This window comes from Streptomyces sp. NPDC090119, assembly GCF_044747085.1.
Taxonomy (GTDB): domain Bacteria; phylum Actinomycetota; class Actinomycetes; order Streptomycetales; family Streptomycetaceae; genus Streptomyces.
In genome coordinates this window covers 13981-31806 of the sequence record NZ_JBIVDK010000010.1, presented here as the reverse complement: position 1 = coordinate 31806, position 17826 = coordinate 13981, and the positions used below count along the sequence as shown (strand labels likewise).

The following is a 17826-nucleotide window of genomic DNA, read 5'->3' as shown; positions in this document are numbered from 1 at the left end:
TCCGATTTCCTCGGTGCTTTCCAGTTCTTCGCTTTCGCGTTTCCCTTTCCGGCGGTTCCGACTCTATCAGATCCTTTCGGCGTCTGATTCCCAGTTGGAGGGGGATTGCCTTGGGCTTTTCGGCTTTCGCCGTTCGGCCTTTCGACATTCACTACGTTAGTCGATCTCCGCTGCGACTCATAATCGAGTCCCGCGGAGTCGAATTCGGACGTGCGGGCACGCCGAAATCATCCCCGCCAGGGGAAGTCATAGGTAGTGGGTGGCCGCTTCCGGCTGCAGGCGATTGCCGTACCCGGTTCAAGCGACTCGGGCTACATTACGCATCCCGCAAGGACGCGTCAACGTGACCTGCGTCTCGGCGCATGGGCCCGGTAGGGGCTCACCGTGGGGTCGTCCGCGACCCAGAAGCGCCAGGGGTGGACTCCCCCGTCGCCGGCCACTCCGGTCCTCGGGCCGCTGCGTACCTGCTCGGGCGGGACGGCGGTGCCCGTGAGGACGCGGATCGGGGTGTCCGCCCGGGTGCAGGCGTCGGTGCCGTCGAGGGAGCGGTCGACGTCCAGGGCGGTGGCCAGACGGGCCGGCCCCTTGGCCAGTTCCTTGTCGTTGCGGGCCGAAAGCCTGCGCTCGCGCGCCAGCTCGGCGCCCTCGACGATCTCGCCCGCGCGGAGCAGGACACCGCTCGCCGTGCCTTCGGGGCCGCAGACGAGGTTCATGCAGTGCCACATGCCGTAGGTGAAGTAGACGTACACATGGCCGGGCGGACCGAACATGACGTCATTGCGGGGGGTGCGGCCGCGGTAGGCGTGCGAGCCAGGGTCGTTCGGGCCGTCATACGCCTCCACCTCAGTGAGGCGCAGGGCTGTCGGACCGTCGGGGGTGGTGCGGACGAGGAGGCGGCCGAGGAGGTCGGGGGCGACTTCCAGGACGGGACGGTCGAAGAACTCCCGAGGCAGTGGCGTACGGTCCGGGGGCGTGATCATGCCCTCCGAGGGTAGTGCAGCCGCGTCGTCGTCCCCACGGAACCGGTCAGGGCCGGTTCGCGTTTGTACGGGTCGAGGGTCCATTCGTAAAGGGAGAGTCAATGGCGTTCAAGAAGCTGCTCGCGAGCCTGGGGGCCGGGGGCGCGTCGGTCGAGACGGTGCTGACCGAGGTCAACGTGGTGCCCGGTGGGGTCGTCCAGGGCGAGGTCCGTATCCAGGGCGGCTCGGTCAACCAGAACATCGAGGGACTGTCCGTCGGCCTGCAGGCCAAGGTCGAGGTGGAAAGCGGCGACCAGGAGTACAAGCAGGACGTCGAGTTCACCAAGGTGCGGCTCGGCGGTGCCTTCGAGCTGCAGGCCGGGGCGGTGCACGCGGTGCCGTTCGGGCTGGAGATCCCCTGGGAGACCCCCGTCACGGTGATCGACGGCCAGGAGCTGCGCGGGATGCACATCGGGGTGACCACCGAGCTGCAGATCGCCCGCGCGGTGGACTCCTCCGACCTGGACCCGATCCGTGTGCACCCGCTGCCCGCGCAGAAGGCGCTGCTGGACGCCTTCATCCAGCTGGGCTTCCGCTTCAAGAACGCCGACATGGAGCGTGGCCACATCCGGGGCACCCGGCAGCGGCTCCCCTTCTACCAGGAGATCGAGTTCTACCCGCCGTCGCAGTACCGGGGTCTGAACCAGGTCGAGGTCAGCTTCGTCGCCGACGAGAACGCGATGGACGTCGTGCTGGAGATGGACAAGAAGCCGGGGCTGTTCAGCGAGGGCTCGGACACCTTCCGCTCCTTCCAGGTGGGCCTGCACGACTTCCACGCCACCGACTGGGCGGGCTACCTCAACCAGTGGCTGTCCGAGGTCGGCAGCAAGCGGAACTGGTTCTAGGGTCGGAAGTCACGAACGAGAACGATCAGCAGGAGGTATCGACGTGACCGAGCTCAAGCGGCGGCCGCTCCCCCATGACTTCCATCCGCCCGTGCCGTCGTTCACGGTGACGAGCGAGGACATCACCGAGGGCGGGACGCTGAAGGACGCCCAGGTGCAGTCGGAGGGGAACACCTCTCCGGAGCTGAGCTGGTCCGGCTTCCCGCCGGAGACCAAGAGCTTCGCGGTGACCTGCTTCGACCCGGACGCGCCGACCGGCAGCGGATTCTGGCACTGGGTGGTCTTCGACATCCCGGCGTCGGTGACGGAGCTGCCGGTGGGTGCGGGCAGCGGCGACTTCGCGGGGCTGCCCGAGGGCGCCGTGCAGGTGCGCAACGACTACGGCGACCCGGGGTTCGTCGGCGCCGCCCCGCCGCCCGACGACGGTCCGCACCGTTACGTGTTCACGGTGTACGCGGTGGACGAGGACAAGCTGAGTGTCGGCGCGGACGCCACTCCGGCGGTCGTCGGCTTCAATCTGCGCTTCCACGCGCTGGCGCGTGCCCAGCTCATCGGGGAGTACGAGATTCCCGCGCGCGGCTGAGTGCCCCTTCCGTGTTTGCCCGCCCCTGGTCTTGGAATTGATCAGGGGCGGGCGCTTTTTATTTCGTTGTCCATCTCGTTGCGCCCGTCCAGAGTTGATCCAGGTCCGCCGGGGGTGCGGACAGGCGCACGGGAGGTGGGCGGGATGCGTGGCACGTTGGTCCTGAACGCGAGTTTCGAGCCGCTGTCAACGGTGACGGTGAACCGCGCCGTCGTGCTGGTGCTCCAGGACAAGGCGGTGGTGGAGCAGGCGCACCTCGGGCTGCGGATGCGCGGCACGGCGGTGGACATGCCCGCGCCGAGGGTGATCCGGCTGTGCAGATACGTAAGGGTGCCGTTCCGAAGACAAGCGCCGTGGTCGAGGCGGGGTGTGCTGGTGCGGGACCGGCACCGCTGCGCGTACTGCGGGCGGGCGGCGAGCACGGTGGACCATGTGGTGCCGCGGGCGCAGGGCGGTGCGGACTCCTGGCTGAACACGGTGGCGTCCTGCGCGGAGGACAATCACCGCAAGGCCGACCGGACGCCGCAGCAGGCGGGGATGCCGTTGCTGCGGCAGCCCTTCGAGCCGACTCCGGCGGACGCGATGCTGCTGGCGCTGGGTTCGGACGACTTCGCGGCGCTGCCTCAGTGGCTGGCGCCGACCGCTGCCGCGTAGGCCGTACATGACACGGGGCCCGCTCTCCCTTGCCTGGAGTGCGGGCCCCTTGTCGTGGCCGGGTGGGCTCAGTCGATGGTCGGCCGCTCGCGGCGGTCGGTGCCGGTGCCCGTGCCCTTGTTCTGCTGGGGTACGGCGCCGCCGCCCCCGCCGAAGTTGCCGAAGTTGCCCATGGCTCCGGAGAGGCCCTTCAGGGCGTCGCCGATCTCGCTGGGGACGATCCAGAGCTTGTTGGCGTCGCCCTCGGCGATCTTCGGGAGCATCTGGAGGTACTGGTAGGAGAGCAGCTTCTGGTCGGGGTCACCGGCGTGGATGGCCTCGAAGACGGTGCGGACGGCCTGCGCCTCGCCCTCGGCACGGAGGGCGGCGGCCTTGGCCTCACCCTCGGCGCGCAGGATCTGGGACTGCTTCTCACCTTCGGCGGTGAGGATGGCTGCCTGCCGCGTGCCTTCGGCGGTGAGGATGGCGGCGCGCTTGTCGCGGTCGGCGCGCATCTGCTTCTCCATCGAGTCCTGGATGGAGGTGGGCGGCTCGATGGCCTTCAGCTCGACGCGGTTGACGCGGATGCCCCACTTGCCGGTGGCCTCGTCGAGGACGCCGCGCAGGGCCGCGTTGATCTCCTCGCGGGAGGTCAGGGTCCGTTCCAGGTCCATGCCGCCGATGATGTTGCGCAGCGTGGTGACGGTGAGCTGCTCGATCGCCTGGATGTAGCTGGCGACCTCGTAGGTGGCGGCCCGGGCGTCGGTGACCTGGTAGTAGATGACGGTGTCGATGTTGACCACCAGGTTGTCCTGGGTGATCACCGGCTGGGGCGGGAACGGCACGACCTGTTCGCGCAGGTCGATGCGGTTGCGGATGGTGTCGATGAACGGGACGACGATGTTGAGGCCCGCGTTCAGGGTGCGGGTGTAGCGGCCGAAGCGCTCGACGATGGCGGCGCTGGCCTGTGGGATGACCTGGATGGTCTTGATCAGGGCGATGAAGACCAACACCACCAGAATGACCAGGACGATGATGACCGGTTCCATCGTGTTCCCCGTATCCCCTCTCCGCTTCGGTGCGCGCGGCGGATGTCGTGGCCTGTGAAAGATCTTGCCGGTCGAGTCTGACAGACCGTCCGGCAAGTCGTGTGCTATTCGGTTCAGTTGAGTCGTGCGAGGTCAGATGACGATCGCGGTGGCTCCCTCGATGTCCACGACGTCCACCTCCTGGCCGACGTCGTAGGCGCGGGCGGTGTCGAGGGCGCGGGCCGACCAGATCTCCCCGGCGAGCTTGACGCGTCCGCCCGCGCCGTCGACCCGTTCGAGGACGACGGCCTGTTTGCCCTTCAACGCGTCGATCCCGGTGGGCAGATGCGGGCGGCGGCTGCCGTGGCGGGCCGCGATGGGGCGGACCACGGCGATGAGCGCGACGGAGACGATCACGAAGGCGAGGACCTGCACGACGATGCCGAAGCCGAGTGCGGCCGCGCCCGCGCCCACCAGCGCTCCGACGGCGAGCATGCCGAACTCGGGCATGGCGGTGACGACGAGCGGGATTCCGAGGGCCACGGCGACCACGAGCCACCACACCCAGGCGTCTATGGCGTTCACCCGGTCATGGTAGGTCCGGGGGCCGGACCGCCGACAGGGTGCGAACGGACCAGTGGTGGCCGAAAGAGGGGGCGGGTCAGCCCAGCGGGAGGCCGCGCGCGGTCCAGCGCTCGCCCGCCTGCTCGACGACGAGCGGGAGGCCGAAGCAGCGGGAGAGGTTGCGGGAGGTCAGTTCCAGCTCGATCGGTCCGGCGGCGAGCACCTTGCCCTGGCGGATCATGAGGACGTGGGTGAAGCCGGGGGCGATCTCCTCGACATGGTGGGTGACCATGATCATGGAGGGCGCGATGGGGTCGCGGGCGAGCCGGCCAAGGCGGCGGACGAGGTCCTCGCGGCCGCCGAGGTCGAGTCCGGCGGCGGGCTCGTCGAGGAGGAGCAGCTCGGGGTCGGTCATCAGGGCGCGGGCGATCAGGGTGCGCTTGCGCTCGCCCTCGGAGAGGGTGCCGAAGCGGCGGTCGAGGAAGTCGCTCATGCCGAGGCGGTCGAGGAAGGCGCGGGCGCGCTGCTCGTCGATGTCCTCGTACTCCTCCTGCCAGCCCGCGGTCATGCCGTAGGCGGCGGTGAGGACGGTCTGGAGGACGGTCTGGCTCTTGGCGAGCTTCTCGGCCATGGCGATGCCGGCCATGCCGATGCGGGGGCGCAGTTCGAAGACGTCGACCTTGCCGAGGGTGTCGCCGAGGATGGTGGCGGTGCCCTTGGTGGGGAAGAGGTAGCTGGACGCGACGTTCAGGAGGGTGGTCTTGCCCGCGCCGTTCGGGCCGAGGATGACCCAGCGCTCGCCCTCCTTGACCGACCAGGAGACCTGGTCCACCAGAGCCCGGCCCTCACGGACCACGGATACGTCCTGAAGCTCCAGAACATCGCTCATGAGCGCGTTGTCTCCCCTTGCGTTGTGGCCGGTCTCGGCTGTCGCTTACGCCTGTGGCTCGGTCCGCCGCGCCGATGGGCGCAGCCCATATGAAATCTACGCCACGAGTGCCCCGCTCCATTCCATCGGTCCGGTCCTTAGGGTGGGGGCATGCTCACGGAACCGCGTTCAGGACGCCTCGCCGCTTGGGGAAATGCCCTATTGGCCGGACTTGTCTCGCCGGATGACGCCGTACTCGCCGCTGTCGGTGACGACGCGGTGCACCGGGTGGCGGGGCTGCCCGGTGAGAACGGGGTGGTGGGGCTCACGTTGGCGCTGGGCCGACTGCGGGCGCTCGGGGTGAGCGGGCTGCGGGTGGCGCTGCCCGCGCCGGGGCATCCGCTGGGGCTGAGCGGGCCGCCGGAGTTCAACGCGCGGGCGCTGGCCGCCGGGGAGGCGGTGCTCTGCACCGGGGCCGCGTTCGGGCTGGTGCCGGAGGTCACGGAGGCGGGTCCGGCGGGTGATGTGCACGTGGAGGTGGTGTGGCACGTGCTTCCGGTGCGGGAGGCGCCGCCGGCCGACGTGCCCTCGCTCGGTGAGGCGGAACGGGAGCTGGCGGAGGCGCTGCGGGAGGCGACCGAGGTGCTGTCCCGGCTGGACGTGGCCGGGTCGGGGCCGGTGGCCGCCGCCGCGATCGACGCGTACCGGGCGCGCTCCGAGCGGGACGGGGAGGTGCTGGCGCCGGGGTATCCGCCGCGTGCGGCACGGGTGTTGGAGTTGGCGGGGCGGGTGGGGCTGCTGGTCTCGCTGGCCGAGGAGCGGGGGCACGGGGGTGCGGTGAGCGCCTCGGAGATGGCCTCGCGCGCCGAGGCGTTGCGCCCGGTGGAGCGGACGGCGCGACGGGCGCGGGTGGCGGCGTACAACTCGGTGGTGGAGGAGCGGGAGCGGGGGGTGCGCTGACGGGCCTCGGGGGCTCGTCAGCCGGTCGCGTCGTGGCGTACGGCCCACAGGGCGGCCTGGGTGCGGTCGGCGAGGTCGAGTTTCATCAGGATGTTGGAGACGTGCGTCTTGACGGTCTTCTCGGAGAGGACCAGGGCGCGGGCTATCTCCCGGTTGGAGCGGCCGTCGGCGATGAGGCCGAGCACCTCGCGTTCCCGCTCGGTGAGTGAGCCCCCTCTCCCCTGGCCCGTGTTGGCCTCTTCCTGGGTGAGGAGGGCGTCGGCCACCTCGGGCTGGAGCAGGATGTGTCCGGCGTGCACCGAGCGGATGGCGGCGGCGAGGGCGTCGGGGTCGACGTCCTTGTAGACGTATCCGACGGCGCCCGCGCGCAGGGCCGGGACGACGGTCCGGCGCTCGGTGAAGCTGGTGACGACGAGTACGCGGGCGGGGTTGCCGAGTTCGCGGAGCCTGCGCAGGGCGTCGATGCCGTCGGTGCCGGGCATCTTGACGTCCATCAGGATCACGGCGGGCCGCAGTTCCTCGGCGCGGGCGACTCCCTCGGCGCCGTCGGCGGCCTCGCCGACGACCTCGATGTCGTCCTGTACCTCCAGGAAGGTGCGCAGGCCGCGGCGGACGACCTGGTGGTCGTCGACGAGCAGCACCCTGATCGGGTCAGCCACCGGGCACCTCCATCTCTATCTCCGTGCCCTTGCCGGGCGCCGATTCGACGGTGAGTGTGCCGCCCGCGCCGCTCGCCCGGTCCCGCATGGAGACCAGGCCGAGATGGCGTCCGGCGCGGCGGACGGCGGTGGGGTCGAAGCCGCAGCCGTCGTCGGTGACGCGGAGGAGGGCTCCGCGGCCGCGTCGTTCCACGTCGACGTGGACGTGTGCGGCGCCGGAGTGGCGCAGGGCGTTGTGCAGGGATTCCTGGGCGACGCGCAGCAGGGCCTCCTCCTGGGCGGCGGGCAGGGCGCGCAGGCCGTGGCCGGTGAAGGTGACGCGGGCGGTGTGGGCGCGGTCGAGGACCTGGATCTGGGTGCGCAGGGTGGCGAGGAGGCCGTCCTCGTCCAGGGCGGCGGGGCGCAATTCGACGACCGCCGCGCGTAGTTCGTCGGCGGCTTCGGCGGCGAGGGTGGCGACCTGGTGCAGTTCTTCCTTGGCGCGGGCGGGGTCGCGGTCGACGAGGGCGGTGGCGGCCTGGGCGGTGAGGCGCAGGGAGAACAGCTTCTGGCTCACGGCGTCGTGGAGTTCGTGGGCGAGGCGGGAGCGTTCCTCCGCGATGGTCAGCTCGCGGCTGCGTTCGTAGAGGCGGGCGTTGGTGAGGGCGATGGCGGCGTGCTGGGCGAGGATGCCGAGCACGGACTGGTCGTCCTCGGTGAAGCCGCAACCGCCTTGCGGCCGGGGGCAGTTCTTGTTGGCGAGGAAGAGGGCGCCGATGATCTCGTCCCCGTCGCGGATGGGCAGGCCGAGGAAGTCGGCGAGTTCGGGGTGGGCGTCCGGCCAGCCCTCGAAGCGGGGGTCCTCGCGGACGTCGCCCAGGCGCACCGGGCGGCCCTCGCGGAGCATGGCGGCGAGGATGCCGTGCTGGCGGGGCAGGGGGCCGATGGCTTTCCACTGGGCGTCGCTGACGCCGTCGACGACGAACTGGGCGAAGCCCCCGTGGTCGTCGGAGACGCCGAGGGCCGCGTACTGGGCGTCGAGCAGCTCGCGGGCGGAGGCGACGATCGTCTTGAGGACGTCGCGCACCTCCAGATGTCTGCTCATGGCCAGCAGCGCGGAACTCACCGCGGCGAGACCGGACCGGGGACCTTGACTCATGCCCTCACGGTACCGGCGGGGTGCGACGGCCGGATCGGCCTGTGGACAACGGTCACCGGGCCCCTGGACCTAGGGCGGCGGACGTAGGGCCGCGGTGGTCCGTAGCACCCCCGCGGACGAGGTAGTACGCGCGCGAGCGGGCGGGCGGGCACGCACAGAAAGAGGGCGCCCGGAGCGTTTGCTAACGCAGAGCAGTGCGCCATGACCCGCGCGTGACATCAGGCCCGTACCGGTGTGAGCCCTCGCATAGGGCGCACATCACTTACTAAAGGACATAGGAGACAGAGCACCCCCAGATGAACGGGGCGGATATGCTGATCTGTCCTGTTTTACGTGGACCTGATCCACTACCCGACTTCGTACGTCACATCATTGCCAGGGCATTTTGCGGCCGCTAAGAATTGCTCCTGTCGCTCAGCGCCGCGGTTCACCCCGCGGCGTTCGTGCTGGAGGAACCGATTCCCCCGGCGGACGCGAGAGCGACCTCCGCGCAAACGAAGAGGTCCAGCAAGCCATGCCCAAGAACATCCTGAATCGTCGTCTCAGTCGCCCGCTCGAGAAGTTCTCCGCGCTGAACAAGCAGCACAAGATCGCCATCGCGGGTGTCAGCACCCTCGGTGCCGCCGCCATCGCCCTGTCCGCCGTTCCCGGCGGTGCCACGACCGTGGCCGGTGGTACCCCGGCCGTGGCCGCCAAGCCGGTGGCCGCCGAGCAGAGCCAGACCCGCGACCTGCACGACACGCTCAGCAGCCCGCTGACGAGCGACAAGGTCAAGCTCGACGCCGTCAAGGCCAAGCAGAAGGCCGCTGCCGCCGCCGCGAAGCAGCACGCCGCCGACGCCGCGAAGAAGAAGGCCGCCGCCGAGCGCAAGGCCGCCGAGTCGCGCTCCGCCAAGAAGGCCGCCGACCGGTCCGCGAAGCGTCCCCAGATGGAGACGGTCTCCGCGAAGACCTACAAGAACAACCTCGACGGCTGGATCCGCCAGTCGCTCGACATCATGCACGCCAAGGGCATCCCGGGCAGCTACCACGGTCTGCACAAGAACATCATGCGTGAGTCCTCGGGCAACCCGCGTGCCATCAACGGCTGGGACATCAACGCCATCAACGGCATCCCCTCCAAGGGTCTGCTCCAGGTGATCCCGCCGACGTTCTCCACGTACCACGTGAAGGGCACCTCCAATGACATCTACGACCCGGTCGCCAACATCACCGCCGCCGCCAACTACGCGGCGCACCGGTACGGTTCGATCGACAACGTGAACAGCGCGTACTGAGGTCGGCGCGGACCTCTGAGACGACGCGGAAGGGCGGCACCCGAACGGGGTGCCGCCCTTCACGTGACTCTCGGAGCGAGTGCCGCTACTTGCGCATGACCTCCGGCTCGTGCCGTCGCAGGAAGCGCGAGACCAGGAAGCCGCAGGCCACCCCGAGCGCGATCAGCGCGAGCATGTCCAGGCCCCAGGCCGCCGCCGAGTGGTCCCACAGCGGGTCGGTGCTGGTCGGGTCGTCGTTGTTCGGCGCGATGTTGTTGAAGTCCAGCGTGGTGCCGGCCGCGGCCACCGCCCAGCGGGACGGCATCAGGTACGAGAACTCGTTGACACCGGGCGTGCCGTGCAGGGTGAACAGGCAGCCGGTGAACGCGAGCTGGATGATCGCGACCATCACCAGCAGCGGCATGGTCTTCTCCGCGGTCTTCACCAGCGACGAGATGACCAGGCCGAACATCATCGAAGTGAAGCCCAGCGCCATGATCGGCAGGCACAGCTCGAACAGCGTCGAGCCGCCGAAGACGAGGCCCCGGTCCGGGATCTCCCGGCTGGCGAAGCCGATCAGGCCCACCATCAGGCCCTGGAGCACCGTGACGGCGCCGAGGACGACCACCTTCGACATCAGGTAGGCCGAGCGGGACAGGCCGGTCGCGCGCTCCCGCTCGTAGATCACCCGCTCCTTGATCAGCTCGCGGACCGAGTTCGCCGCGCCCGCGAAACAGGCACCGACCGCGAGGATCAGCAGGACCGTCGTCGCCGTGCCGTTCGGCACGTGCAGGCCGGTCCTGGGGTTGACCGGGTTGACCAGCAGCCCCTTCTCGTGGTCGATCAGCAGACTGACCGCGCCGAGCACGGCGGGCAGGAGCACCGTCAGCGCCAGGAAGCCGCGGTCGGAGCCGATGACCGCCACGTACCGTCTGACCAGCGTGAACAGCTGGGAGCCCCAGCTCTGCGGCTTGGGCGGCTTGACCGCCTGCGGCGGGGGCGCGGCGACGGACTGCGCGGCGACCGCGTCGAGGTCGGCGGCGTACATCTGGTAGTGCTGCGAGCCCTTCCAGCGGCCCGCCCAGTCGTAGTCGCGGTAGTTCTCGAAGGCGGAGAAGACGTCGGCCCAGGTGTCGTAGCCGAAGAAGTTCAGCGCCTCCTCCGGCGGGCCGAAGTAGGCCACCGCGCCGCCCGGCGCCATCACCAGCAGCTTGTCGCAGAGGGCCAGCTCGGCGACGGAGTGGGTGACGACCAGCACCGTGCGGCCGTCGTCGGCGAGGCCGCGCAGCAGCTGCATGACATCGCGGTCCATGCCCGGGTCGAGGCCCGAGGTCGGCTCGTCCAGGAAGATCAGCGAGGGCTTGGTCAGCAGCTCCAGGGCGACCGAGACGCGCTTGCGCTGGCCGCCGGAGAGCGACGTGATCTTCTTGTCCTTGTGGATGTCGAGCTTCAGCTCGCGCAGCACCTCGTCGATCCGGGAGTCGCGCTCGGCGGGCGTGGTGTCGGCGGGGAAGCGCAGCTTGGCCGCGTACTTCAGCGCCTTCCGTACGCTCAGCTCCTTGTGCAGGATGTCGTCCTGCGGGACCAGGCCGATGCGCTGACGCAGCTCGGCGAACTGCTTGTACAGGTTCCGGTTGTCGTAGAGCACCTCGCCCTCGTTGGCGGGGCGGTAGCCGGTGAGCGCCTTGAGCAGGGTGGACTTGCCGGAGCCGGACGGGCCGATGACCGCGATCAGGGACTTCTCGGGGGCACCGAAGGACACGTCCCGCAGGATCTGCTTGCCGCCGTCGACCGTGACGGTGAGGTGGCGGGCGGAGAAGGACACCTCACCGGTGTCGACGAACTCCTCGAGCCGGTCGCCGACGATCCGGAACGCCGAGTGGCCGACGCCGACGATGTCGTCCGGGCCGAGGACCGCGGTGCCGCCCTTGGCGATCGGCTGGCCGTTGACGTACGTGCCGTTGTGGGAGCCGAGGTCGCGGATCTCGAAGCGGCCCTCGGGCGTCGTCTGGAACTCGGCGTGGTGCCGGGAGACCTGGAGGTCGGAGACGACGAGGTCGTTGTCCAGCGAACGGCCGATGCGCATCACGCGGCCGAGGGCGAACTGGTGGAACGTGGTCGGGCTGCGGTCGCCGTGCGCGGGCTGCTCCGGCGTACCGGTCCCGCCCTGCTGGTGCGGGAAGGCCGGGGCCTGCTGCGGGCCGCTCTGCCACTCGGCGCCCTGCGGGTGCGCGGGCTGCTGCGGGTGCGCGGGCCGCTGAGGCTGCGCGGCCTGCGGTACGGCCTGCGTCGCCTGGGCCCAGGCCGCGGACTGGGCGGCGTACGGCGCGGCCTGCGCGGCGCCGGGCGCGGTCAGGGCCAGCCGCGGGCCGTCGGTCGCGTTGCCGAGGTGCACGTCGGTGCCGGGCCCCAGCTCCGTCTGTCCGACGCGGTGGCCGTGCACGAAGGTGCCGTTGGTGCTGCCGTGGTCCTCGATGACCCAGGTGTGCCCGTTGAAACGGACCGTGGCGTGTCGCCAGGACACCCTGGCGTCGTCGAAGACGATGTCGCCCTGCGGATCACGTCCGAGGGCGTAGGACCGGGACGGATCGAGCGTCCAGGTCTGTCCGTTTGTTTCCAGTACGAGTTCCGGCACTCCATGCCCCACTGAGTTGTCCCCCGAATTACCCCCGACACGGGGAGTCTAGGGATGTCGAACATCGTGGGGAACTATTCCAGGCGCGGGCCCCCAACTGGTAGTCGGGCGTGTGTGCGCGGCGGGGGCGGGGGGCGGATACCGGTGCGGAGGGGGGTATTTGACCCCGCCTGGGACGGGGGCCCGCCGAACGGTCGTCCAACGGGAGACCTGACCAGGGGACTTCGTGCCGGTGAGCAGGTCATAGGGTCGTGGGCCGGTAGTCGTCGAGGGAGCGTGGAAGCCATGACCGACTTCGTCCGTGCTGGTCGGCTCTTCAGAGTGGTCCGTTTCGACCCTTCGCACCGTCAGCTGATGCTGTGGAGCGAGGCGCTCGCCATGGATGAGACCACCACGCGTGTGGAGGTGTACATCGGCCATGTGACGCTGATGCTCCTCAGGCCGTACTACCGCGACGGCCTGCACATCAGGCGGGCCACCGAGGCGGAGTTCGCCGAGCTGGGCGAGCGGCACGGCTTGTCGCCCGATGACGCGCAGTGGACGTGGATGATCGCGGACGACGGCAGCTTCGTGGTCGGGAGCGTGCCCAGCTGGCGTGAGGCGGAGTACTCCCTGATGGACAGGGAGTCGCTGTTCGACTTCTCGAAGTCGTGGCCGCCGCCGTACCCGGCCGAGTGGGGGGCCGTGGGGTGAGCGGGCCCCTGTCCGGTTGGCGGACCTGTCGGGCGGGGGGCCGAGGGGGGCGGATACGGTGGTGGGACCATGAGCGCTTCGCAGATCGCCGCTTCGCGGACCGGTGAGGTCCCCACTCTTCTCGTCAAGGTCTTCGGCAAGGACCGGCCCGGCATCACGGCCGGGCTGTTCGACACCCTGGCCGCCTTCCAGGTCGACGTGGTCGACATCGAGCAGGTCGTGACCCGGGGCAGGCTGGTGCTGTGCGCGCTGGTCACGCAGCCCGCCGACGGACTGGAGGGTGATCTCCGGTCGACCGTGCACAGCTGGGCCGAGTCGATGAAGATGCAGGCCGAGATCATCTCGGGGCACGGCGACAACCGGCCGCGCGGTGTCGGCCGCTCCCTGGTGACGGTGCTCGGGCATCCCCTGACCGCCGAGTCGACGGCCGCCATCGCGGCGCGGATCGCCAAGGCGGGCGGCAACATCGACCGTATCTTCCGGCTCGCCAAGTACCCGGTGACGGCGGTGGAGTTCGCCGTGTCCGGAGTGGAGACCGAGCCACTGCGGACCGCGCTGGCGGCGAGTGCCTCGGCGCTCGGGGTCGACATCGCCGTGGTCTCGGCGGGCCTGCACCGGCGGGCGCAGCGGCTGGTGGTCATGGACGTGGACTCGACCCTGATCCAGGACGAGGTCATCGAGCTGTTCGCCGCGCACGCGGGCTGTGAGGCCGAGGTCGCCGCCGTGACGGAGGCGGCGATGCGCGGGGAGCTGGACTTCGAGCAGTCGCTGCACGCGCGGGTGGCGCTGCTGAAGGGGCTGGACGCCTCGGTGGTGGACAAGGTCCGCGAGGAGGTCCGGCTGACGCCGGGCGCGCGGACGCTGATCCGCACGCTGAAGCGGCTCGGCTACCAGGTCGGGGTGGTCTCGGGTGGCTTCACCCAGGTCACGGACGCGCTGCAGGACCGCCTTGGGCTGGACTTCGCGCACGCCAACACGCTGGAGATCGTCGACGGGAAGCTGACCGGCCGGGTCACCGGCGAGGTCGTGGACCGCGCGGGCAAGGCGCGGCTGCTGCGCCGGTTCGCGGCGGAGGCGGGGGTGCCGCTGTCGCAGACGGTGGCGATCGGTGACGGCGCCAATGACCTGGACATGCTGAACGCGGCGGGTCTGGGCGTGGCCTTCAACGCCAAGCCGGTGGTCCGCGAGGCGGCGCACACGGCGGTGAACTTCCCCTTCCTCGACACCGTGCTCTATCTGCTGGGCGTCAGCCGCGAAGAGGTCGAGGCGGCCCAGACGCACGACGAGGACTGAGCCGACGACGCGAGAAGGGCCCGGAACCTGTGCGGTTCCGGGCCCTGCGCATGTCTTCGCGGGTCACTCCGAGGGTGCCCAGTAGTCCACCAGCGTCGCCTTGCCCGGCTCCAGGTCCTTCCAGTCGCCGTCGAAGGTCAGGACCGCGAAGGCGGAGGTGGGGAAGCCGCGCCGGTTCATCCGCTCGCGGGCGTCGCCCTCGGCGGTCCCGGCGAGGATCTCGGCCAGGTGGTGCACGCCGGGGTTGTGGCCGATGAGGATCACGTCGCGCGCGTCGTCCGGGGTCTCGTTCAGCACGGCGATCAGCTCGCCGGGCGAGGCTTCGTAGACCCGGTCCTCATAGACGGTTTTCGGCCGGTGATCCAGTTCGTGCACGGCGAGCTTCCAGGTCTCGCGGGTGCGGGCCGCGGTGGAGCAGATGGCCAGATCGAAGGGGATACCGGTGTCACCCAGCCTGCTGCCTGCGACGGGGGCGTCCGTGCGGCCCCGGTCGGCGAGCGGGCGCTCATGGTCGGAAACCTGGGGCCAGTCGGCTTTCGCATGGCGGAAGAGGACGATCCTGCGGGGTTCAGCGACGCTCATGTCACCCAGCTTCGCATGAAACAGGCCACCTGGCGCAGGGAGTTGACATGCGGATTCACCGGTACGAGGGGTCGCGGCTCAGGGCGCGACCAGGTGCCGGGCGTGCTCCACGAGCTGTGCGAGCGCGGGGTCGCCGCTCGCCGCGTGCGCGTCCGACGGGTTCATGATGAGCAGCAGGAGCGCGACGAAGGCGAGGATCGGCAGCGCCAGCGCCCACCAGGGCAGCCGGGCGGCGGCAGGGGCGGGGTGGGGCCGGGTGTGGGCGGGTACCGGCATGGTCGCCTCCGTCGCTCGTCGGGTCGTCCGGGAACCGCTCTCCCGGTACACCTCGAAGCTACGCGGTCACCGGCGGTCAACCCATCCGGGCTTCCACCCACTTGACCCTGATCCCCGCCCCCTAGGGGATGGTGGGGAAAGCCCCCGCCCCATCGCCTCGGGCGGCTGCGATCAGGACGGGGCGAGCAGCATCGCGACGATGCCGATGACGATGAAGATGGCGAAGAAGGAGCCGAAGACGATCAGCATCTTCTTTTGGCCGTTCTGGGGGTTCGGGTCGAGCACAGGCTGCATGCCGCCAGTGTCCCACCCTCGCCCTCGCCCCGGCCCGCCGCCCCCGCCGCCCCGGCGTCAGCGCCCCGCCTCGTCCTCCACGATGCGGTCCCGCCCGGCGAGGAACCCGACCGCCATCTGCGGCAGCATCAGCGCCGCCATGAGCGCGATCGGCACGCCCCAGCCCCCGGTGCGCTGGTAGAGCACGCCGACCAGCAGCGGGCCGGGGATGGAGATCAGGTACCCGGTGCTCTGGGCGAACGCGGACAGCTGGGCCACGCCCGGACCGGTGCGGGCCCGCATGCCGACCATGGTGAGCGCGAGCGGGAAGGCGCAGTTGGCCACGCCGAGCAGGACCGCCCAGGCCCAGGCCCCGGCGGCGGGGGCGAGGTACAGCCCGGCGTAACCCGCGAGGCCGCAGACGCCGAGGGCCAGCACGATGGGCCCCTGGTGGGGCAGCCGGGTCGCCAGGCGCGGGATGACGAAGGCCAGCGGGACGCCCATCACCATGGTGACCGCGAGCAGGACGCCCGCCGTACCGGCCGGGACCCCGGCGTCGCGGAAGATCTGCGGCATCCAGCCCATGGTGATGTACGCGGCGGTGGCCTGGAGGCCGAAGAAGACGGCGAGTGCCCAGGCGGTGCGGCTGCGGGCGATCCGGAGCCGGGGTGCCGCCTCCGCGCCCGGCGCCGGCACCGGTGCGGGCACCCGTTCGCGGACCAGCGGCAGCCAGGGCAGCACGGCGACGCCCGCGAGGATCGCCCACACGGCGAGCCCGGACTGCCAGCGGCCACCGAGGGCGCCGGTCAGGGGCACGGTGACGGCGGCGGCGAGGGAGGTGCCGAGGGCCAGCGCCATGGAATACAGGCCGGTCATGGTGCCGACGCGGTCCGGGAACCAGCGCTTGACGATGACCGGCATCAGCACGTTACTCACCGCGATGCCCATCAGGGCGAGCGCGCTGGCGGCCAGGAACCCGGCGGTGCTGCCGATGTAGGGCCGGATCAGCAGACCGGCGGTGATGGCGGTCATGCCCGCGCAGACCACCGCGCCGGGGCCGAAGCGGCGGGCGAGGCGGGGTGCGGTGGCGCCGAAGACGGCGAAGCACAGCGGGGGCACGGAGGTGAGCAGTCCGGCGACGCCGCCGCTCATACCGAGCCCGTCGCGGACCTCCTCCAGGAGCGCGCCCAGGCTGGTGATGGCCGGGCGGAGGTTGACGGCGGCCAGCACGATGCCGACGACGACCAGCCGCACGGCCCAGGCAGGCGGCGCCGGAGCGGTCGTCGGTACGGACATGTCGGTGTCGGGGCGATGCGGCGCGGTCCGGGTCTCCTCAGCCATGAGACCCATCATAGAATCATGGGATGATTAGTTGTCCACTCCGGAGCCGACTCCGTCCGGGGCACCCCGGTCAGGCCGGTTCGTACGGGCCGGAACCCACATGCCAAGGTGAGCCATGCCTCTGAGCCACCCGCGCCGTTCGGCGCTGTCCGAACAGGTCATCGCCGAGCTGCGCGCCCAGATCACGTCCGGCGAGTGGCCGGTCGGCTCCCGCATCCCCACCGAGCCGGAGCTGGTCGAGCAGCTCGGCGTGGCCCGCAACACCGTCCGCGAGGCGGTACGGGCGCTCGCGCACAACGGCCTGCTGGACATCCGGCAGGGCTCCGGCACGTACGTCGTGGCGACGAGCGAGCTGGCCGGGGTGATGCACCGCAGGTTCGCCGACGCCGATCCCCGGCACATCGCCGAGCTGCGGGCCACGCTGGAGTCGGCCGCGGCGAAGCTGGCGGCGGAGCGGCGTACCGAGAAGGACCTCAAGCAGCTGGACGCGCTGCTGGCCCGGCGCGAGGAGGCGTGGGAGGCCGGGGAGGCGGAGGCGTTCGTGGCGGCCGACGCCACCTTCCACATGGCCGTGGTGGCCGCGTCGCACAACGACGTGATGACGGCGATGTACGCGGACCTCGGCGAGGTGCTGCGGGACTGGCTGCGCGCGGACGTGGGCGCCGACCTGGAGCAGCGCGCGTACATGGACCACACCCGGGTGGTGGACGCGATCCGTACCGGGGACGCGCCGACGGCGGGCGCGGAGGCGGCGAGCTACCCCTTCCAGTGCCGTCCGGAGCGGTTCAGCCCGCCTTCTGGTGGCTGATCCACACCACCCGGATCTCCTTCCAGCACCGGCCGGTCAGCTTCACGGTCATGGCGGGCCCGGCGGGCACCGGCGCGCTGTCGGTGTCAATGTCCCACCAGCGGGCGCACTCGATGTGCAGCCGGACCCGGTCGACGTGCACGTAGGGGTTGTGGCAGTGGGCCACCACCTCGGAGCCGTCCACCTTCGTCCGGCAGGACGCGCCGAAGAGGTCGGGGGCGTGCGGCTCGCCGTCACCGGCGCGGGCCACTCCGCCGGGCAGGGCGAGGAGCAGGGCCGCGGTCACCGGAGTCAGGCTGCGGGGAAGACGCACGTAGGGGGACCTCCTCGGCCGACGCTGCGGAGGGGACGCGTACTACGAGGGTGCGCCGCC

20 protein-coding genes are annotated in these 17826 nt (G+C 70.7%); 8 read left to right on the top strand and 12 right to left on the bottom strand.

The features are described from left to right. Nucleotides 1-338: 338 nt before the first annotated feature. Nucleotides 339-980: a DNA-3-methyladenine glycosylase gene (locus tag ACIPPM_RS30640; RefSeq protein ID WP_401453669.1), complete on the bottom strand. Its 642-nt coding sequence runs from the start codon at nucleotides 978-980 to the stop codon at nucleotides 339-341. Between the two features lie 101 nt (nucleotides 981-1081). On the opposite strand from ACIPPM_RS30640, the gene ACIPPM_RS30635 reads away from it, so the two are divergent. From ACIPPM_RS30635 to ACIPPM_RS30625, 3 genes are all read left to right on the top strand, one after another. Further along, on the top strand, nucleotides 1082-1864 hold the full coding sequence (locus ACIPPM_RS30635; protein ID WP_401453667.1) for a sporulation protein: 783 nt from the start codon (nucleotides 1082-1084) through the stop codon (nucleotides 1862-1864). Between the two features lie 43 nt (nucleotides 1865-1907). After that, on the top strand, nucleotides 1908-2447 hold the full coding sequence (locus ACIPPM_RS30630; protein WP_401453665.1) for a YbhB/YbcL family Raf kinase inhibitor-like protein: 540 nt from the start codon (nucleotides 1908-1910) through the stop codon (nucleotides 2445-2447). Nucleotides 2448-2591: 144 nt separating this feature from the next. Continuing rightward, nucleotides 2592-3101, top strand: a complete 510-nt coding sequence (locus tag ACIPPM_RS30625) for an HNH endonuclease (RefSeq protein WP_401453663.1) — start codon at nucleotides 2592-2594, stop codon at nucleotides 3099-3101. Nucleotides 3102-3169: 68 nt separating this feature from the next. On the opposite strand, the gene ACIPPM_RS30620 is transcribed toward ACIPPM_RS30625, so the two are convergent. From ACIPPM_RS30620 to ACIPPM_RS30610, 3 genes are all read right to left on the bottom strand, one after another. Then, a complete protein-coding gene (locus tag ACIPPM_RS30620; protein ID WP_401453661.1) occupies nucleotides 3170-4129 on the bottom strand; it encodes an SPFH domain-containing protein in 960 nt (319 codons plus the stop codon). A 132-nt stretch (nucleotides 4130-4261) separates the two neighbouring features. Beyond that, entirely contained in the window at nucleotides 4262-4693 is a 432-nt protein-coding gene (locus ACIPPM_RS30615) for an NfeD family protein (protein WP_388991643.1), read from the bottom strand. 76 nt (nucleotides 4694-4769) lie between these two features. Further along, nucleotides 4770-5561, bottom strand: a complete 792-nt coding sequence (locus tag ACIPPM_RS30610) for an ABC transporter ATP-binding protein (RefSeq protein WP_388991645.1) — start codon at nucleotides 5559-5561, stop codon at nucleotides 4770-4772. Between the two features lie 150 nt (nucleotides 5562-5711). Between ACIPPM_RS30610 and ACIPPM_RS30605 the strand changes: the two genes are divergently transcribed. Further along, nucleotides 5712-6500: a hypothetical protein gene (locus ACIPPM_RS30605; protein WP_401453658.1), complete on the top strand. Its 789-nt coding sequence runs from the start codon at nucleotides 5712-5714 to the stop codon at nucleotides 6498-6500. A gap of 17 nt (nucleotides 6501-6517) precedes the next feature. Here the strand turns inward: ACIPPM_RS30605 and ACIPPM_RS30600 are convergent, their stop codons facing one another. Beyond that, nucleotides 6518-7159: a response regulator gene (locus ACIPPM_RS30600; RefSeq protein ID WP_401453656.1), complete on the bottom strand. Its 642-nt coding sequence runs from the start codon at nucleotides 7157-7159 to the stop codon at nucleotides 6518-6520. After that, nucleotides 7152-8297: a GAF domain-containing sensor histidine kinase gene (locus ACIPPM_RS30595; RefSeq protein ID WP_401453654.1), complete on the bottom strand. Its 1146-nt coding sequence runs from the start codon at nucleotides 8295-8297 to the stop codon at nucleotides 7152-7154. The genes ACIPPM_RS30600 and ACIPPM_RS30595 overlap by 8 nt, the downstream gene beginning before the upstream one ends. A 514-nt stretch (nucleotides 8298-8811) precedes the next feature. Here ACIPPM_RS30595 and ACIPPM_RS30590 point away from each other — a divergent pair. Next, the gene (locus tag ACIPPM_RS30590) at nucleotides 8812-9573 is read left to right on the top strand and encodes a transglycosylase SLT domain-containing protein (protein WP_401453652.1); all 762 of its coding nucleotides are present in this window, start codon (nucleotides 8812-8814) and stop codon (nucleotides 9571-9573) included. Nucleotides 9574-9658: 85 nt separating this feature from the next. On the opposite strand, the gene ACIPPM_RS30585 is transcribed toward ACIPPM_RS30590, so the two are convergent. Next, nucleotides 9659-12187, bottom strand: a complete 2529-nt coding sequence (locus tag ACIPPM_RS30585) for an FHA domain-containing protein (RefSeq protein ID WP_401453650.1) — start codon at nucleotides 12185-12187, stop codon at nucleotides 9659-9661. 285 nt (nucleotides 12188-12472) lie between these two features. On the opposite strand from ACIPPM_RS30585, the gene ACIPPM_RS30580 reads away from it, so the two are divergent. Continuing rightward, nucleotides 12473-12880 carry a hypothetical protein gene (locus ACIPPM_RS30580; protein WP_401453648.1) on the top strand — a complete coding sequence of 136 codons (408 nt, stop codon included), beginning with the start codon at nucleotides 12473-12475 and terminating at the stop codon, nucleotides 12878-12880. Nucleotides 12881-12949: 69 nt separating this feature from the next. Beyond that, nucleotides 12950-14173, top strand: coding sequence for a phosphoserine phosphatase SerB (gene serB, locus ACIPPM_RS30575; RefSeq protein ID WP_401453646.1), 1224 nt, complete (start codon nucleotides 12950-12952; stop codon nucleotides 14171-14173). Nucleotides 14174-14236: 63 nt separating this feature from the next. Here serB and ACIPPM_RS30570 read toward each other — a convergent pair whose 3' ends face one another. The 4 genes from ACIPPM_RS30570 to ACIPPM_RS30555 form a co-directional block, all read right to left on the bottom strand. Then, nucleotides 14237-14755, bottom strand: a complete 519-nt coding sequence (locus tag ACIPPM_RS30570; RefSeq protein WP_401453644.1) for a SixA phosphatase family protein — start codon at nucleotides 14753-14755, stop codon at nucleotides 14237-14239. 78 nt (nucleotides 14756-14833) lie between these two features. Next, complete coding sequence (locus ACIPPM_RS30565) at nucleotides 14834-15031, bottom strand: hypothetical protein (RefSeq protein WP_401453642.1); 198 nt, start codon at nucleotides 15029-15031, stop codon at nucleotides 14834-14836. 171 nt (nucleotides 15032-15202) lie between these two features. Further along, nucleotides 15203-15325 (bottom strand): SGM_5486 family transporter-associated protein, encoded by a 123-nt coding sequence (locus ACIPPM_RS30560; protein WP_268255589.1) that lies wholly within the window; start codon nucleotides 15323-15325, stop codon nucleotides 15203-15205. Between the two features lie 57 nt (nucleotides 15326-15382). Then, nucleotides 15383-16600, bottom strand: coding sequence for a CynX/NimT family MFS transporter (locus tag ACIPPM_RS30555; protein ID WP_401453671.1), 1218 nt, complete (start codon nucleotides 16598-16600; stop codon nucleotides 15383-15385). Nucleotides 16601-16760: 160 nt separating this feature from the next. On the opposite strand from ACIPPM_RS30555, the gene ACIPPM_RS30550 reads away from it, so the two are divergent. Further along, nucleotides 16761-17453, top strand: a complete 693-nt coding sequence (locus ACIPPM_RS30550; RefSeq protein WP_401453640.1) for a FadR/GntR family transcriptional regulator — start codon at nucleotides 16761-16763, stop codon at nucleotides 17451-17453. On the opposite strand, the gene ACIPPM_RS30545 is transcribed toward ACIPPM_RS30550, so the two are convergent. Further along, nucleotides 17431-17766 carry a hypothetical protein gene (locus tag ACIPPM_RS30545; protein WP_401453638.1) on the bottom strand — a complete coding sequence of 112 codons (336 nt, stop codon included), beginning with the start codon at nucleotides 17764-17766 and terminating at the stop codon, nucleotides 17431-17433. The two genes, ACIPPM_RS30550 and ACIPPM_RS30545, sit on opposite strands and share 23 nt — an antisense overlap. Nucleotides 17767-17826: the final 60 nt, after the last annotated feature.

Excerpts from the sequence above, each read along its gene's own strand:
- ACIPPM_RS30565 (WP_401453642.1), bottom strand. The coding sequence starts at position 15,031 with ATGCCGGTACCCGCCCACACCCGGCCCCACCCCGCCCCTGCCGCCGCC.
- ACIPPM_RS30595 (WP_401453654.1), bottom strand. The coding sequence starts at position 8,297 with ATGAGTCAAGGTCCCCGGTCCGGTCTCGCCGCGGTGAGTTCCGCGCTG.
- ACIPPM_RS30550 (WP_401453640.1), top strand. The coding sequence starts at position 16,761 with ATGCCTCTGAGCCACCCGCGCCGTTCGGCGCTGTCCGAACAGGTCATC.
- ACIPPM_RS30620 (WP_401453661.1), bottom strand. The coding sequence starts at position 4,129 with ATGGAACCGGTCATCATCGTCCTGGTCATTCTGGTGGTGTTGGTCTTC.
- ACIPPM_RS30610 (WP_388991645.1), bottom strand. The coding sequence starts at position 5,561 with ATGAGCGATGTTCTGGAGCTTCAGGACGTATCCGTGGTCCGTGAGGGC.
- ACIPPM_RS30555 (WP_401453671.1), bottom strand. The coding sequence starts at position 16,600 with ATGTCCGTACCGACGACCGCTCCGGCGCCGCCTGCCTGGGCCGTGCGG.
- ACIPPM_RS30640 (WP_401453669.1), bottom strand. The coding sequence starts at position 980 with ATGATCACGCCCCCGGACCGTACGCCACTGCCTCGGGAGTTCTTCGAC.
- ACIPPM_RS30590 (WP_401453652.1), top strand. The coding sequence starts at position 8,812 with ATGCCCAAGAACATCCTGAATCGTCGTCTCAGTCGCCCGCTCGAGAAG.
- ACIPPM_RS30635 (WP_401453667.1), top strand. The coding sequence starts at position 1,082 with ATGGCGTTCAAGAAGCTGCTCGCGAGCCTGGGGGCCGGGGGCGCGTCG.
- ACIPPM_RS30570 (WP_401453644.1), bottom strand. The coding sequence starts at position 14,755 with ATGAGCGTCGCTGAACCCCGCAGGATCGTCCTCTTCCGCCATGCGAAA.
- ACIPPM_RS30560 (WP_268255589.1), bottom strand. The coding sequence starts at position 15,325 with ATGCAGCCTGTGCTCGACCCGAACCCCCAGAACGGCCAAAAGAAGATG.
- serB (WP_401453646.1), top strand. The coding sequence starts at position 12,950 with ATGAGCGCTTCGCAGATCGCCGCTTCGCGGACCGGTGAGGTCCCCACT.
- ACIPPM_RS30625 (WP_401453663.1), top strand. The coding sequence starts at position 2,592 with ATGCGTGGCACGTTGGTCCTGAACGCGAGTTTCGAGCCGCTGTCAACG.
- ACIPPM_RS30580 (WP_401453648.1), top strand. The coding sequence starts at position 12,473 with ATGACCGACTTCGTCCGTGCTGGTCGGCTCTTCAGAGTGGTCCGTTTC.
- ACIPPM_RS30605 (WP_401453658.1), top strand. The coding sequence starts at position 5,712 with ATGCTCACGGAACCGCGTTCAGGACGCCTCGCCGCTTGGGGAAATGCC.